The 16,114-nt window shown below is 68.2% G+C and carries 12 protein-coding genes; 3 read left to right on the forward strand and 9 right to left on the reverse strand.

The genetic code is table 11. The features are described from left to right. Nucleotides 1-236: 236 nt before the first annotated feature. A complete protein-coding gene (locus ABID77_RS10895) occupies nt 237-1,022 on the forward strand; it encodes a PP2C family protein-serine/threonine phosphatase (RefSeq protein ID WP_429595077.1) in 786 nt (261 codons plus the stop codon). Nucleotides 1,023-1,108: 86 nt separating this feature from the next. On the opposite strand, the gene ABID77_RS10900 is transcribed toward ABID77_RS10895, so the two are convergent. From ABID77_RS10900 to ABID77_RS10925, 6 genes are all read right to left on the reverse strand, one after another. Beyond that, nucleotides 1,109-1,747 (reverse strand): hypothetical protein, encoded by a 639-nt coding sequence (locus ABID77_RS10900; RefSeq protein ID WP_429595080.1) that lies wholly within the window; start codon nt 1,745-1,747, stop codon nt 1,109-1,111. Further along, nucleotides 1,747-2,844: a cell division protein ZapE gene (gene zapE, locus ABID77_RS10905; RefSeq protein WP_429595083.1), complete on the reverse strand. Its 1,098-nt coding sequence runs from the start codon at nt 2,842-2,844 to the stop codon at nt 1,747-1,749. Before zapE ends, ABID77_RS10900 begins: the two co-directional genes overlap by 1 nt. 7 nt (nt 2,845-2,851) lie before the next feature. Further along, nucleotides 2,852-4,279 (reverse strand): dihydrolipoyl dehydrogenase, encoded by a 1,428-nt coding sequence (gene lpdA, locus ABID77_RS10910; RefSeq protein WP_429595086.1) that lies wholly within the window; start codon nt 4,277-4,279, stop codon nt 2,852-2,854. 125 nt (nt 4,280-4,404) lie between these two features. Further along, nucleotides 4,405-5,676, reverse strand: a complete 1,272-nt coding sequence (gene odhB, locus ABID77_RS10915; protein WP_429595089.1) for a 2-oxoglutarate dehydrogenase complex dihydrolipoyllysine-residue succinyltransferase — start codon at nt 5,674-5,676, stop codon at nt 4,405-4,407. A 99-nt stretch (nt 5,677-5,775) separates the two neighbouring features. Then, entirely contained in the window at nt 5,776-8,667 is a 2,892-nt protein-coding gene (locus tag ABID77_RS10920) for a 2-oxoglutarate dehydrogenase E1 component (RefSeq protein WP_429595092.1), read from the reverse strand. A gap of 179 nt (nt 8,668-8,846) precedes the next feature. Further along, entirely contained in the window at nt 8,847-9,446 is a 600-nt protein-coding gene (locus ABID77_RS10925) for an isochorismatase family protein (protein WP_429595095.1), read from the reverse strand. Between the two features lie 111 nt (nt 9,447-9,557). On the opposite strand from ABID77_RS10925, the gene ABID77_RS10930 reads away from it, so the two are divergent. Continuing rightward, complete coding sequence (locus ABID77_RS10930; RefSeq protein WP_429595098.1) at nt 9,558-10,337, forward strand: serine aminopeptidase domain-containing protein; 780 nt, start codon at nt 9,558-9,560, stop codon at nt 10,335-10,337. 52 nt (nt 10,338-10,389) lie between these two features. Here ABID77_RS10930 and ABID77_RS10935 read toward each other — a convergent pair whose 3' ends face one another. Beyond that, nucleotides 10,390-11,466 carry a PQQ-dependent sugar dehydrogenase gene (locus tag ABID77_RS10935; protein ID WP_429595101.1) on the reverse strand — a complete coding sequence of 359 codons (1,077 nt, stop codon included), beginning with the start codon at nt 11,464-11,466 and terminating at the stop codon, nt 10,390-10,392. Nucleotides 11,467-11,756: 290 nt separating this feature from the next. Between ABID77_RS10935 and ABID77_RS10940 the strand changes: the two genes are divergently transcribed. Continuing rightward, nucleotides 11,757-12,335: a C40 family peptidase gene (locus ABID77_RS10940; protein WP_429595104.1), complete on the forward strand. Its 579-nt coding sequence runs from the start codon at nt 11,757-11,759 to the stop codon at nt 12,333-12,335. A gap of 162 nt (nt 12,336-12,497) precedes the next feature. On the opposite strand, the gene lpdA (ABID77_RS10945) is transcribed toward ABID77_RS10940, so the two are convergent. Next, nucleotides 12,498-14,360, reverse strand: coding sequence for a dihydrolipoyl dehydrogenase (gene lpdA / locus ABID77_RS10945; protein WP_429595107.1), 1,863 nt, complete (start codon nt 14,358-14,360; stop codon nt 12,498-12,500). Nucleotides 14,361-14,381: 21 nt separating this feature from the next. Next, nucleotides 14,382-16,079 carry a dihydrolipoyllysine-residue acetyltransferase gene (gene aceF / locus ABID77_RS10950; protein ID WP_429595110.1) on the reverse strand — a complete coding sequence of 566 codons (1,698 nt, stop codon included), beginning with the start codon at nt 16,077-16,079 and terminating at the stop codon, nt 14,382-14,384. Nucleotides 16,080-16,114 lie beyond the last annotated feature (35 nt).

Below are 16,114 nucleotides of genomic sequence, written 5' to 3' on the forward strand. Positions count from 1 at the left end.
TCGTGCCGGGCCCATGGAAGACGGGCCGCGGCGAAGGATGGATGGCGGGCGACATCGTCATGGAGGCGATTCCGGCATGGTGACCCAGGTCCCGTCCGCGGATCGTCGAATCGGAGGATTACCCCTTCATCGCGGCCGTTTCGGCCGAATCGGGTGTGTCGTCCTCGCTCGATAATACGGCCTTCCCATCGACTCTCCGATTCTTCTCCGACCCAGCGCTGCGGCGCCTTCGCGTCATGACACGAGGCTTTAGATTCGCTGCCGCCACCGGCCTCCACAAGGGCGATCGACCCTACCAGCAGGACCAGGTCCTGGTCCTCGACCACCCCCGCGCGTCGGGCTTCATCCTCGCGGTGGTGGCCGACGGCATGGGAGGCCGCAGCGGTGGACGCAAGGCGTCCGACCAGGTCCTGATGACAGCGCGCCAGCTCTTCGCGCGCTACCGGCCCGGCCAGGACGAACCTGCGGACCTGCTGCGGCAACTGCTCGAGGAAGCGCACATGGTCATCAAGCTCACGGCGCTCTCCAGCGAACAGGAGCCGCACAGCACGCTCGCGGCCTTCCTGGTGACCCCCCGCGGCGAAGGCACCTGGGTCCACGCCGGCGATTCGCGCATCTACCATTTCCGCCAGGGACGGTTGCGCAAGCGCACGCGCGACCACTCCTATGTGCAGATGCTGCTCGACCGCGGCGAGATCACCGAGGCGCAAGCGTCCTCGCACCCGCAGAGCAACATCCTGATGGGCTGCCTGGGCATGACCGCCACCCCGCCGCCCATGGCGATCGACGCCAACGATCCGCTGCAGCCGGGCGACGTGCTGATGGCCTGCAGCGACGGGCTGTGGCCCTACTTCGAGACGCAGGAGATGGGGTCGGTGCTGGCGCAGCATCCGCCACGCGTGGCGATCGAACTGCTGATGAACGAGGCCCGGGCGCGTTCGCGCGGTGCGGGCGACAACATCTCGCTGGCCGTGCTGAAGGTGGAGGCGTTGATCGAGCCACCGGAGCCCGCCCACCGCTGAAGCATGCCGCACCGTCGAGCACGGCATGCATGCGTCGGGCTCCGGGAAGCCGATGGCCGCGCACGGAAGTCCGTGCGTTTCCTGGATCAGGGCGCCGGTGCCGGCAGCGGCGCCGCGTTCTTGGTGCGTTCGGCGTTGCGGCGCTCCCGGTCCGCCTTGCGTCGGTCCGCTTCCTCGATGCGGCGTTCGTAGGTGGCGCGACGCTCGGGAGCGTCCTCGCGCAGGCGCGCCGCTCTCTCCTGCTCGCGGGCGTTGGCGGCCTGGCGCCGCTCCAGCGCTTCGCGGTTGGACTGGGCCTTGGCCGCCGCCTCGTCACGCTGCTGCGCGTGGTCGGCCGCGCGCTGCTCGCGATCCTGCTGCGACTGCATGGCCTGATCGCGCTCGGCTTGGGAGCGCGGGGCCTCCTTCTGCTCCAGGCGGTCGAGCTGCGCCGCGCCGCGCTGCTTGCGCTCGATGTCGCTGATGGCGGCCTCCTGGCGCCGGAGGTCGTCGTCCTCGATGCGGCGACGCTGGCGGCTGCCCCTCAGGCAGTCCTCGACGGCGAAGCGCTGGTAGCACGCCACCTGCTCCGCCTTCACGCGGCGGTCGAGCGCCGCGCGCTCGGCCGACAGCCGGTCGCGCTCGGCCTTGAGGTCGAGCGTGCCGGTGGTCGCGAGCGTCTGCGCCCCGGCCGACACGGCGGCCAGCAGCGCGACGAGGGACAGGATCTTCTGGAGAGGCTTCATCAGGTCAGGCGGGTGTCGACGGTGCGGCGCTCCAGCGCCAGGAACTCGGCCGACTGCATCTCGTTGAGCCGGGACACCGTGCGCGGGAACTCGTGGGCCAGTTGGCCTTCCGTGTACAACGCTTCCGGCGGGACCTGGGCCGACATCACGAGCTTGACGCGGCGGTCGTAGAAGACGTCGACCAGCCATGTGAAGCGACGGGCTTCGGAAGCCCGGTTGGCCGCCATCGCCGGCACGTCCGACAGCAGCACCGTATGGAACTGCGTCGCGATCTCCAGGTAGTCGTTCTGCGAGCGCGGACCGCCGCACAACGTGCGGAAGTCGAACCACACCACGCCGCCGGCCTTGCGCCGCGCCGGGATCTCGCGCTGCTCGATGTGCAGCACGGGATCCTCGTCGGCCGTCTCGGCCAGCTTGTCGAAGGCGACGGCCATCTCGGCGTCGGCCTCGGAGCCGTTGGGCGTGAGGTACATGCGCAGCTGTTCGAGCGTGCGGCGCCGGTAGTCGGTGCCGTTGTCGACGCTCAGCACCTCCAGCTTCTCGTTCAGGAGCGCGATGGCCGGCAGGATGCGGTCGCGGTGCAGGCCGTCGGGATAGAGGTCGTCGGGCTTGAAGTTCGACGTCGTGACGAAGCCCACGCCGTTGTCGAACAGCGCCGCCAGCAGGCGGTGCAGGATCATCGCGTCGGTGATGTCCGCGACGTGGAACTCGTCGAAGCAGATCAGCTTGAAGCGCTTGGAGATGCGGCGTCCCAGCTCGTCGAGCGGATTGACGATGCCCTGCAACTCGGCGAGCTCGCGATGCACCTCGCGCATGAATTCGTGGAAGTGCAGGCGCGTCTTGCGCCGGATCGGGACCGCGTTGAAGAAACAGTCCATCAGGAAGCTCTTGCCGCGTCCCACGCCGCCGTACATGTAGACGCCGCGCGGCACCTGCGGACGGTTGATGAGCTTCTTCAGCGCGTTGGAGCGCTGCGTCTTGTAGACCGCCCACTCGCCGGCGCAACGTTCCAGGGCGGCCACCGCGCGCAATTGCGCGGGGTCGCTCCGGAACCCGCGCGCGGCGAGTTCCGCCTCGTAGGCTTGCTGGACGCTCAAGGGAGGGTCAGAAGTTCAGCGTGCGCTTGTCCACCGCCAGCGCCGCTTCCTTGGTCGCCTCGGACAGCGACGGGTGGGCGTGGCAGATGCGGGCGATGTCTTCGGCGCTGGCCTTGAATTCCATCGCGACCACGGCCTCGGAGATCAGCTCGCTGACCTGCGGGCCGACCATGTGAACGCCCAGGATCTCGTCCGTGGCGGCGTCGGCGAGGAACTTGACCATGCCGGTCGTGTCGCCCAGCGCACGGGCGCGGCCGTTGGCGAGGAACGGGAAGGTGCCGGCCTTGTAGGCGCGGCCGCTGGCCTTGAGCTGCTGCTCGGTCTGGCCGACCCAGGCGATCTCCGGATGGGTGTAGATGACCCAGGGGATGGTGTTGAAGTTGACGTGCCCGTGCTGGCCGGCGATGCGCTCGGCCACCGCCACGCCCTCTTCCTCGGCCTTGTGCGCGAGCATCGGGCCGCGCACCACGTCGCCGACCGCCCAGACGTTGGGCAGATTGGTCTTGCACTCGTCGTCCACCACGATGGCGCCGCGCTCGTCGAGCGCCAGGCCCACGGCTTCGGCGTTCAGGCCGATGGTGTTGGGCACGCGGCCGATCGAGACGATCAGCTTGTCGACCTCGAGCGTCACGGCCTCGCCCTTGGCGCTGGTGTAGGCCACCGACACGCCGGCGTCCGACGACACGATCTCGCCGACCTTCACGCCCAGCTCGATCTTCAGGCCCTGCTTGTCGAAGGCCTTCTTGGCTTCCTTGGCGATCTGCTCGTCGACCGCGCCGAGGAAGGTCGGCAGGCCCTCGAGCACCGTGACCTCGGCGCCCAGGCGGCGCCAGACCGAGCCCATCTCCAGACCGATGACGCCCGAACCGATCAGCGCCAGCTTCTTGGGCACCGCACCGATGCGCAGCGCGCCATCGTTCGACAGGATGTTCTTCTCGTCGAAGGGGGCGCCCGGCAGCGCGCGGGCGTTGGAGCCGGTGGCCACCACGACGTGCTTGCCCGAGAGGCTCTCCTCGGCGGCGCCGGCGACCTTGAGCTCGTAGCCGCCCTCGCCGGCCTTCACGAACGACGCACGGCCGTGGAAGAAGGCGATCTTGTTCTTCTTGAACAGGTACAGGATGCCGTCGTTGTTCTGCTTCACGACGTTGTCCTTGCGCGCCAGCATCTTGCCCACGTCGAGGCTCAGGCCCTCGACGCCGATGCCGTGGTCGGCGAACGAATGGCCGGCCTGCTCGAAGTGCTCGGACGACTGCAGCAGCGCCTTCGACGGGATGCACCCGACGTTGGTGCAGGTGCCGCCCGGCGCCGGGCCGCCCTTGGCGTTGGTCCACTCATCGACGCAGGCGACGTTGAAGCCGAGCTGCGCCGCGCGGATCGCCGCGATGTAGCCACCGGGACCGCCGCCGATCACGACGACATCGAATTGTTTAGACATAGAACTCTTTCAGGGGGGAGTGCCCTCCGCCAGGACACCGCGGAACCGGCTTTGCCGGGCCGCCGGTGTCGCCCCCGCGAGGGGGTTGGCGAAGCGACACGGAGTGCGCGAAGACTGGGGGCGGATCAGATGTCGAACAGGAGGCGCGACGGATCTTCCAGCGCTTCCTTCATGGCCACCAGGCCCAGCACGGCTTCGCGGCCGTCGATGATGCGGTGGTCGTAGCTCATGGCGAGGTAGTTCATCGGGCGGATCACGATCTGGCCGTTCTCCACCACGGCGCGGTCCTTGGTGGCGTGCACACCCAGGATGGCCGACTGCGGCGGGTTGATGATCGGGGTCGAGAGCATCGAGCCGAAGGTGCCGCCGTTGGAGATGGAGAAGGTGCCGCCGGTCATGTCCTCGATGCCGAGCTTGCCGTCCTGGGCCTTCTTGCCGAACTCGGCGATCTTCTTCTCGATGTCGGCGAAGCTCATCTGGTCGGCGTTGCGCAGGATCGGCACCACCAGGCCGCGCGGCGAACCCACCGCGATGCCGATGTCGAAGTAGCCGTGGTAGACGATGTCGTTGCCGTCGACCGAGGCGTTGATGACCGGGAACTTCTTGAGCGCGTGCACGGCCGCCTTGACGAAGAAGCTCATGAAGCCGAGCTTCACGCCGTGTTCCTTAGTGAAGGAGTCCTGGAACTTCTTGCGCATGTCCATGACCGGGGCCATGTTCACTTCGTTGAAGGTCGTGAGGATGGCGTTGGTCGACTGCGACTGCAGCAGGCGCTCGGCGATGCGGGCGCGCAGGCGGCTCATCGGCACGCGCTGTTCCGGACGCTCGCCCAGGTCCTTAGGTGCCGAGGGAGCAGCGACCTGCTGCAGGGCCGGCTTGGCGGCCGGCGCGGGAGCGGCGGCAGGTGCCTTGGCGGTCGTGCCCGAGGCCACGGCGCCGAGCACGTCGCCCTTGGTGACGCGGCCGTCGCGGCCGGTGCCGGAAACGTCGCCAGCGGTGAGCTGGTTGTCGGCCAGCAGCTTGGCCGCGGCCGGCATGGCCACGTCCGACTTGGAACCGCCCGAGGCGGCCGGTGCGGCGACGGCGGCAGCGGCCGGTGCCGGAGCGGCGGCGGGCGCGGGCGCGGCGGCGGCCGGTGCGGCGGCGCCGGCCTTGGCGTCGGTGTCGATGCGCGCGATGACCTGTTCGGCCACCACGGTGGCGCCATCGGCCTGGACGATCTCGGCGAGCACGCCGGCCGAGGGGGCCGGCACTTCGAGCACGACCTTGTCGGTCTCGATCTCGATCAGGATCTCGTCGACGGCGACGGCGTCGCCGGCCTTCTTCTTCCAGGTCAGCATGGTGGCTTCGGCCACGGATTCGGACAGCTGCGGGACTTTGACTTCAACGATGGACATGGTGGTTGTTCTCTTCGTTATGACTGGTGGGATGGGGGCACGGCGGAAGACGGGAAGCGCCGGCGCGCGACGGCGCCGGCGCGGACTCCCGGTCCGGACTTACTTGGTGAGGACGAAGCCCTTGAGCTTGGCGAACGCGGCGTCGACCAGGGCCTTCTGCTGCTCCTGGTGCAGGTGGGAGTAGCCCACCGCCGGCGAGGCCGAGGCGGTGCGGCCGGCATAGCCGAGCTTCTGGCCTTCGGAGAGGTTCTCGTGGATGTAGTGCTGCACGAAGAACCAGGCGCCCTGGTTCTGCGGCTCGTCCTGCGTCCAGACGACGTCGACCAGGTTCGGGTACTTGCGGATCTCGTTGGCGAAGGCCTTGTGCGGGAACGGATAGAGCTGCTCGACGCGGATGATCGCCACGTCGTCGATGCCCTTCTCCTCGCGTTTCTTGGCCAGGTCGTAGTAGACCTTGCCCGAGCACGCGATCACGCGGCGGACCTTCTCCGCCTTCAGGTTGCGGCTGTCGGGGATGACGGTCTGGAACGAACCCTTGGTGAACTCGGACAGCGGCGAGGTCGCGTCCTTGTTGCGCAGCAGCGACTTGGGCGTGAGGATGACCAGCGGCTTCCTCAGGTTGCGCACCATCTGGCGACGCAGCAGATGGAAGATCTGGCTGGCGGTGGTGGGCTGCACGACCTGCATGTTGGTGTCGGCGCTCAGCTGCATGAAGCGCTCCAGGCGCGCCGAGCTGTGCTCCGGGCCCTGGCCCTCGTAGCCGTGCGGCAGCATCATGGTCAGGCCGTTGACGCGGCCCCACTTCACTTCGCCCGAGGCGATGAACTGGTCGATCACGACCTGCGCGCCGTTGACGAAGTCGCCGAACTGGGCTTCCCAGATCACCAGCGTGTTGGGATCGTTCGAGGCGTAGCCGTACTCGAAGGCCAGCACGGCCTCCTCCGACAGGATCGAGTCGATGACGACGAACGGGGCCTGGTTGTCGGTCACGTTCTGCAGCGGCACGTAGGTGCCTTCGTCGAACTTCTCGCGGTTCTGGTCGTGCAGCACGGCATGGCGGTGCGTGAACGTGCCGCGGCCGCAATCCTCGCCCGACAGGCGCACCGGATAGCCGCTGGCCACCAGCGAAGCGAAGGCCATGTGCTCGCCCATGCCCCAGTCGACGTTGACGTCGCCGCGGCCCATGGCGGCGCGGTCGTCGAGCACCTTCTTGACCAGCGGGTGCACGGTGAAGCCGGCGGGCACGGTGGTGATCCGCTCGGCCAGGCGCTTCCACTCGGCCGTGGGCAGCGCCGTGTCGCCGGCGTCGGTCCACTTCTTGTTGAGGTAGGGGCTCCAGTCGACGGCGTACTTGCTCTTGAAGTTCGTCAGCACCGGGTTGGTGGTGTTCTTGCCGGCGTCGAAGGCCGCGCGCTGTGCCTTGACCATGTCGTCGCCGAGCGTGTCGCCCAGGCCCTGGGCGGCGAGCTTGTCGGCGTAGAGGCGGCGCGTGCCCGGATGCTGGGCGATCTTCTTGTACATCAGCGGCTGGGTGAGCGAGGGCGTGTCCTGCTCGTTGTGGCCCAGCTTGCGGAAGCAGATGATGTCGACGACCACGTCCTTCTGGAACTCCATGCGGAAGTCCAGCGCCAGCTGCGAGGCCAGGACCACGGCTTCGGGGTCGTCGCCGTTCACGTGCAGCACCGGCGCCTCGATCATCTTGACGATGTCCGAGCAGTACAGCGTCGAGCGGCTGTCGCGCGGGTCGCTGGTGGTGAAGCCGATCTGGTTGTTGATGACCAGATGCACCGTGCCGCCGGTGTGGTAGCCGCGCGTCTCGGCCAGCGCCAGCGTCTCCATGACGACGCCCTGGCCGGCGAAGGCCGCGTCGCCGTGCACGATGATGGGCAGCACCTGCTTGCCCTGCGGGTCGTCGCGGCGGTCCATGCGCGCGCGCACCGAGCCCTCGACCACCGGGTTGACGATCTCCAGGTGCGAGGGGTTGAAGGCCAAGCTCAGGTGGACCGGGCCGCCGCGCGTGGTGACGTCGGAGCTGAAGCCCTGGTGGTACTTCACGTCGCCGCTGGGCAGGTCCTCGGGCGCGGTGTGGTCGAACTCGGCGAACAGGTCGGCCGGCAGCTTGCCCAGCGAATTGACCAGCACGTTGAGACGGCCGCGGTGGGCCATGCCGATCACGATCTCCTGAACGCCCTTCTCGCCGGCGCCGTTGATGATCTCGTCCATCGACACGATGAAGCTCTCGCCGCCTTCGAGCGAGAAGCGCTTCTGGCCGACGTACTTGGTGTGCAGGAAGCGTTCCAGGCCCTCGGCCGCCGTCAGGCGCTCGAGCACGTGCTTCTTCTGGTCGGCGTTGAACTTCGGGTTGGCGCGATCGCTCTCGAGCCGCTGCTGCCACCAGCGCTTCTGGTTCTGGTCGGTGGTGTACATGTACTCCACGCCGATCGTGCCGCAGTAGGTCTCGCGCAGGGCGTTGAGCAGATCGCGCAGGGACATCGTGTCCTTGCCGAAGAAGGTGTTGCTGGTGTTGAACACCGTCTCGAGGTCGGCGTCGGTGAAGCCGTAGAACGACGGCTCCAGTTCAGGAATCGACGGACGCTCGGTGCGCTTGAGCGGATCGAGGTCGGCCCAACGGGCACCGACGTTGCGGTAGGCCGCGATCAGCTGCTGGACGGCGGTGCGCTGACGGCCGAGTTCGGAGTCGGCGCCGCTCGCGTGCACGACGCGGGTGGTGCCCTGCTTGGCGCGTTCGGCGAAGGCGTTGACGACCGGCAGGTGCGGCACGTCGCGGGCGTTGCCGCCGTCGGCCGAGGGCACGTGCTGCAGGGCGTCGAAGTAGGTGCGCCAGTTGTCGGCGACGCTGCCGGGATTGGCGAGGTAGTTCTCGTACATCTCCTCGACATACGGCGCGTTGCCGCCGAAGAGGTAGGTACTGCCTTCGTAGGCTTGGTAGATCTGGTGGGCAGACGCCGAGGGCGTCGTTGAATCGCTCATTATTCCGCTGACCTTCGCTTCCCTCTGGGAAGCATTAGCTGGTTTGAGAAACCTTCCGCGACACGGCTGAACCGATTGGCGGATGCGACTGTGGCTGGGGAAGGGCCTAGTACTCTACGATTGTGCCACGGCATATCGAAAACTCTTTCGATCGCCTGTCGCCGCGATCCGACAAACGCTCACCGGATCAGTTCGAGGAATTCCCGGAAGCGCGGATGCTCGGCGGTGCCCAGCCACTCGAACCCGACCATCTCGGTGGTCACGAGTTCGGCGCCGGCGCCGGCCAAGCGGTCGAAGGCGGCGTCCCGGTTGCGCTCGGTGCGCGAGCTGCAGGCATCGGTCACGACCCAGACCTCGAACTCGTCCTCCAGCAGGTCGAGCGCAGTCTGCAGCAGGCAGACGTGGGCTTCGCAGCCGGCGACGACGATGGTGTTGCGCTCGTCGGCGGCGGCCGGCTTCTGCAGGTGCTTGGGCAGGCTGCGCGCATTGCCCTGGGGCGCCTTGGCCGGCGCGCGCAGCCATTCGCCCAGCCCCTCCTCGACACCGCTGAAATGCATCTTGGCCAACGTGCGCCGGCACAGGGCGCGGAGTTCGGCCGGGTTCTCGCCGAGCTTGGACGGGTTCTGTTCGGTGCCCCAGGCGGGCACGTCGACCAGCGCGGCGATCTTCGCCAGCCGCAATGCGTTGGCCGCCGCGGCGTCGCCCTCGAAGATGGCGGGCATCAGGCGGGACTGGTAGTCGACCAGCACGAGCTGGGATTGGGAGGCGTCGAGCAGCATGGGATCGATGGGTTCGAGAAAAGGGAAGAAGGACGGCCGGCGTCGGTGTCCGGCCCGCGACCCGAACCGTACCACCGCGCCGGCCCACCATGGCGCGCATAGACTGGATCGATGCTCCGATCCTTCATCGTACCGATGGTCCTGTGCGCCCTGCTCGGCACCGGCTGCGCCTCCCGCCCGGTCACCGTCCCGATGCCGACGCGCTTCGACGCCGGCGCCTGCCCGGCGACCACCGACACCCTTCTCGTGCTGCTGCCCGGTGCCCGTTCGCCCATCGACGAATTCGAGCGCGAAGGCTTCATCGAGGAGGTCCGCGAGCGCGGCCTGGCGGTGGACGTGGTGCGCGCGGACGCGCACCGGGCCTACTACGACGCCTCTCTCGCCGTGGTGCAGCGCCTGCGCGAGGACGTGATCGCGCCGGCGCAGGCCCGCGGCTACCGCTCGATCTGGATCGCCGGCATCTCCCTGGGCGGCCTCGGCGGCGTGCTGTACGCGCAGGCACGTCCGGCCGATCTGGCGGGTTTGGTCCTCATCGCGCCCTATCTGGGCGAACGCGCGACGGCCACCGAGATCGACAACGCCGGCGGGCTCCTGCGCTGGCAGGCGCCGACCGGACCGTTGCAGCCGGCGCAACGCGAATCGCGCGAGTCCCGCGACCCGGCACTCTGGCGCTGGCTGCAGGGCCGTGCGGCGCGACCGACGGACGCGGGTGCGCCGCCGCTCTACCTGGGTTATGGCCTCGACGATCGCTTCGCCTTCAACCATCGCCTGCTGGCCGCCGCCCTGCCCGCCGACCGCGTGGCGACCACCGAGGGCGGCCACGACTGGCCGGAATGGAAGCGCCTCTGGCGATCGCTGCTGTCGACGCTGCCGCTGCCGCGCTGCGGTTGAACGGCACCGTCGCCGCGCGAATGCCGGCCAGGCCCGCATCGCCTGGTCAGGTCTATTGCGGACGCAGACGGATCAGGCTGCCATCGCGCGACGCGTCGGTCAGCACGTAGAGCAGGCCGTCGGGGCCCTGCTTCACGTCGCGGATGCGCGCGCGGCCATCCTCGAGCAGCTTGTGTTCGGCGACCACCCTGCCGTCCTTCAACTCGATGCGGTCGAGGTAGCCGAACTTGAGCGAACCCACGAACAGGTTGCCTTTCCAGGCGGCGCCGTAGCGATCGCTGGTGAGGAAGGCCATGCCCGACGTCGCGATCGACGGCACCCAGTGATGCAGCGGCTGCGCCATGCCCTCCCTGCTGGTGAGACCGTCGCCGATCCTGCCGCCGCCGTAGTTCTCGCCGTAGGTGACGACCGGCCAGCCGTGGTTGGCACCGGCCACGGGGACGTTGATCTCGTCGCCGCCCTGCGGACCATGCTCGGTCATCCAGAGCCTTCCGTCGGGCGCGAGCGTGGCGCCCTGGCCGTTGCGATGGCCGTAGCTCCAGATCTCGGGCACGGCACCGGCGCGTCCGACGAAGGGGTTGTCCGGCGGCACCGTGCCGTCCTTGCGGATGCGCACGATCTTGCCGAGATGGTTGTCGAGCTTCTGCGCGTCGTCCTTGCGGCCGAACCGATCGCCCAGGGTCAGGAACAGCGTGCCGTCGCGCGCCTCGACGATGCGGCAGCCGAAGTGGGCCGAGCTGGCGACCTTCGGCTTCTGGCTGAAGAGCACCTTCACCGCTTCGAGCCGGGTGCGATCGCCCGACAGGCGTGCGCGGGCCAAGGCCGTGCCATTGGCCGGACCGGACGCAGCCGGTTCGGAATAGCAGAAGTAGACCGTGCGGTTCGCTGCGAAGCCCGAATCGGCCATCACGTCGAGCAGGCCGCCCTGCCCGCCCGAGGCGACCGGCGGCACGCCCTGGAGCGCCGCGCCGAGCCTGCCGTCGGACTCCACCACGCGCAGGCGGCCCGCCTTCTCGCTGACCAGGAAACGGCCATCGGGCAGGAAGGCGACGCCCCACGGGTTCTGCAGTTCCGAGGTCACGACCTCGGCGCGGACCTGGGCCGTCGCCGGCACGACGGCTGCCGTCATCGCGATGGCGAGCACGGTTCCACCCGGACGGCGACCCAGAATTCCAGATGACAACGGCATCGATGACCTCCAGAAGTTGGCTTCGATTTCCAACCCAAACGATGACAAGTTCACGAAATCTTATAAACTTTTGTCATACGCTTTAATTGACAGCTTACTTTTTGCTGATCTTCTATTGATAAACTAATTTCTTAAAAATTTAAAAAATCAATTGAAACAACAACTTACCCCAGGTAATTGATGTCGATTCGAGGTTGACACTCACTGTCGTCGTCAATATCCTACGCGGCATGCGTTTTACCGTCCTACTTGCCGCCCTCGTCCTGGCTTCGACCGCTCATGCATCGCCCCCCCAGGACCGGTCGGAAGCCATGGACCGGATGCTGTTCGAGCGCGGCCTGATCAGCCACCTGCAGCAGGTTCGCCAGACCGTCGTCGACCGCACGTCCGACCTGGTCGACACCGCCTTCGGCTTCCTCGGCGTGCCCTACCGTCGCGGCGGCAACAGTGCAGAGACCGGTTTCGACTGCAGCGGCTTCGTCCGCGCCATCTACACGCAGACCATCGGCCACCTGCTGCCGCGTCGGGCCGAGGAACAGGCCGCCGCGACCGAGAAGATCGATCGCACCGACCTCAAGCCGGGTGACCTGGTGTTCTTCAACACCATGCGCCGTGCCTTCAGCCACGTCGGGATCTACATCGGCGACGGCAAGTTCATCCACGCGCCCAAGCCGGGCGCGACGGTGCGGGTCGAGAACTTCGAAGGCAACTACTGGCAGCGACGCTTCGACGGCGCGCGGCGTGTCCAGGCATCGGCCGACGACAAGTCGATCGCGGACCGCGACGCGTCGTCGGCGGGCGGCGAGTGAGCGGTCGCCGAGACGGTTTCTCCCGCTGCCGAAATGTCTTTCAGCGTCGACGCTACACGGGCAAGACCTCTCTGAGGCATCGCTTGTCCACACGACAAAAAACCCGCCTCGGCGGGTTTTTTGCTTTCAGGGACACGTCGGCGGTGCCGGCGGTCCGGCCGCTCACTTCTTCTTGACGGGTGGCAGGTCGGTGCAGCTGCCGTGCGCGACTTCGGCCGCCATGCCGATGCTCTCGCCGAGCGTCGGGTGTGGGTGGATGGTCTTGCCGATGTCGATGGCGTCCGCGCCCATCTCGATGGCCAGCGCCACCTCGCCGATCATGTCGCCGGCGTGCGTGCCCACGATGCCGCCGCCGACGATGCGGTGGCTCTCGTCGAACAGCAGCTTGGTGAAGCCCTCGTCGCGCCCGTTGGCGATGGCCCGGCCCGAGGCGGTCCAAGGGAACAGGCCCTTGGTCACCTTGATGCCCTCGGCCTTGGCCTGGTCCTCGGTCAGGCCGACCCAGGCCACCTCCGGATCGGTGTAGGCCACGCTCGGGATCACGCGGGCGTTGAAGGCCGCGCTCGCCAGTTCCTTGTTGCCCTGCTGCTCGCCGGCGATCACCTCGGCCGCCACGTGCGCCTCGTGCACCGCCTTGTGCGCCAGCATCGGCTGGCCGACGATGTCGCCGATGGCGAAGATGTGGCCGACGTTGGTGCGCATCTGGACGTCGACCGGGATGAAGCCGCGATCGCTCACCGCGACGCCGGCCTTCTCGGCACCGATCTTCTTGCCGTTGGGGCTGCGGCCGACGGCCTGCAGCACCAGGTCGTACACCTGCGGTTCCTTGGGCGCGTTCTCGCCCTCGAACGTGACCTTGATGCCCTCGGGCGTCGCCTCGGCGCCGACCGTCTTGGTCTTGAGCATGATGTTGTCGAAGCGCGGCGCGTTCATCTTCTGCCAGACCTTCACCAGGTCGCGGTCGGCGCCCTGCATCAGGCCGTCGAGCATCTCGACCACGTCCAGCCGTGCGCCGAGCGACGAGTACACCGAGCCCATCTCCAGGCCGATGATGCCGCCGCCCAGGATCAGCATGCGCTTGGGCTCCACGGCCAGCGCCAGGGCGCCGGTCGAGTCGACCACGCGCGGGTCCTTGGGCATGAACGGCAGGTGCACGGCCTGCGAGCCCGCCGCGATGATGCAGTGGCGGAACTTGACGGTCTGCGCCTTGCCGGTGGTGTCGCGTCCGCCGCCCGAGGTCTCCTGCACGGTGACGTGATAGGGGTCGACGAACTCGCCGACGCCGCGCACCACCGTCACCTTGCGCATCTTGGCCATCGCCGCCAGACCGCCGGTCAGCTTGCCGACGACCTGCTCCTTGCGGCCGCGCAGCTTGGCGCGGTCGATGACCGGTTCGCCGAAGTCCACGCCGATGTCGGCGAAGTGCTTGACCTCGTCCATCACGGCGGCCACGTGCAGCAGCGCCTTCGAAGGAATGCAGCCGACGTTCAGGCAGACGCCGCCGAGGGTGGCGTAGCGCTCGACCATCACGACCTTCAGGCCGAGGTCGGCGGCGCGGAAGGCGGCCGAGTAGCCGCCGGGTCCGGCGCCGAGCACCAGCACGTCGCACTCGACGTCGACCGGCCCGCCGTACGAGCCAGCAGGCTTGGGCGCGGCCGGCGCCTGGGTCTGGGCCGCGGCGGCCGGCGCGGGCGCCGGTGCTTGGCTCTCGCCGACGGTGGCAGGCTTGGAAGCGGCATCGTCGGACGCGGCCGGTGCGGGCGCCGGCGCGGCGGCGCCCGCCTCGCCGGCACCCTCCAGCACCAGCACGACCGAGCCTTCCTTGACCTTGTCGCCGACCTTCACCGACAGCGACTTCACCACGCCCGCGGCCGACGACGGGATCTCCATCGAGGCCTTGTCCGACTCCACCGTGATCAGCGACTGCTCGGCCTTGACCGTGTCGCCCACCTTCACCAGCACCTCGATCACCGCGACTTCGTCGAAATCGCCGATGTCCGGCACCTTGATCTGTTGTTCGCTCATCTCGTCGTTTCCTTGGTTCTCTTAGAGCAGCACACGACGGAAGTCGGCGAGCACCTGGCCCAGGTAGGCGTTGAAGCGCGCGGCCAGTGCGCCGTCGATGACCCGGTGATCGAACGACAGCGACAGCGGCAGCATCAGGCGCGGGACGAACTGCTTGCCGTCCCACACCGGCTTCATGGCGCCCTTGGACAGGCCCAGGATCGCCACTTCGGGCGCATTGATGATGGGCGTGAAGTGCGTGCCGCCGATGCCGCCGAGCGAGCTGATCGAGATCGATCCGCCCTGCATGTCGGCGGCGCCGAGCTTGCCGTCGCGCGCCTTCTTGGCGAGCTCGCCCATCTCCTGGCTGATCTGCATGACGCCCTTCTTGTCGGCGTCCTTGAGCACCGGCACGACCAGCCCGTTGGGCGTGTCGGCGGCGAAGCCGATGTTGAAGTACTGCTTGTAGACCAGCTGGTCGCCGTCGAGGCTGGTGTTGAACTCGGGGAACTTGCGCAGCGCCGAGACCATGGCCTTGATCACGAAGGCCAGCATCGTGACCTTCACGCCCGACTTCTCGTTCTCCTTGTTGGTGGAGACGCGGAAGGCTTCCAGTTCGGTGATGTCGGCCTCGTCGTTGTTGGTGACGTGCGGGATCATCACCCAGTTGCGGTGCAGGTTCGCGCCGCTGATCTTCTTGATGCGCGAGAGGTCCTTGCGCTCGACCGCGCCGAACTTCGCGAAATCGACCTTCGGCCAGGGGATCAGGCCCAGGCCGGCACCGTCGCCACCACCGGATGCCGCCGGCTTGGCGGACGCCGCGGCAGCCTTGGTCGTCGTCTGGCCGCTCATCACCGAGCGGGTGAAGCCCTGGATGTCTTCCTGCGTGATGCGGCCCTTGGGACCGGTGCCCTTGACCTCCTCGAGCGGCACGCCGAGTTCGCGGGCGAACTTGCGCACCGACGGCGAGGCATGCGGCAGGCTGCCCGAGGGCGCGACCGTCGGGTTGTGCGCGGCGGGTGCCGGGGCCGATGCCGTCGACGACGCCGGTGCCGCGGCAGCGGCGGCCGGTGCCGGCGCGGCGGCCACGGGCGCCGGGGCCGATGCCGCAGGGGCCGGCGCGGCGGCCGGGGCCGCGCCGCCGCCCGCGCCTTCGAGCATGGCGATCAGATCGCCGATGTTCACGGTGTCGCCGACCTTGACCTTGAGTTCCTTGAGCACGCCGGCATGCGACGACGGGATCTCCATCGAGGCCTTGTCGGATTCGACCGTGATGAGCGATTGCTCGGCCTTGACCGTGTCGCCGACCTTCACCAGCACCTCGATCACCGCGACGTCCTTGAAGTCGCCGATGTCGGGCACCTTGATCTCGATCGGACCGGCCGCGGCGGCAGGGGCCGCCGCAGGCGCCGGGGAAGGGGCCGCTGCGGCCGGAGCCGCAGCGGGCGCCGGCGCGGCGGCAGCCGGCGCGGATGCGGGCGCGGGCGCTGCGCCTGCGGCGCCCTCGGCCTCCACGATCAGCACGACCGAGCCTTCCTTGACCTTGCCGCCGACCGCGACCTTGATCTCCTTGACGACGCCGGCCGTCGACGATGGGATCTCCATCGAGGCCTTGTCCGATTCCACCGTGATGAGCGACTGTTCGGCCTTGACCGTGTCGCCCACCTTAACCAGCACCTCGATCACCGCGACTTCATCGAAATCGCCGATGTCCGGCACCTTGACTTCCACTGCTGCCATGTCTGTTGTCTCCCGCCCGTGGGGCGCGTCGGTTG

It is taken from the genome of Variovorax sp. PvP013, from assembly GCF_050435945.1.
In the GTDB taxonomy this organism is placed as follows: domain Bacteria; phylum Pseudomonadota; class Gammaproteobacteria; order Burkholderiales; family Burkholderiaceae_C; genus Variovorax.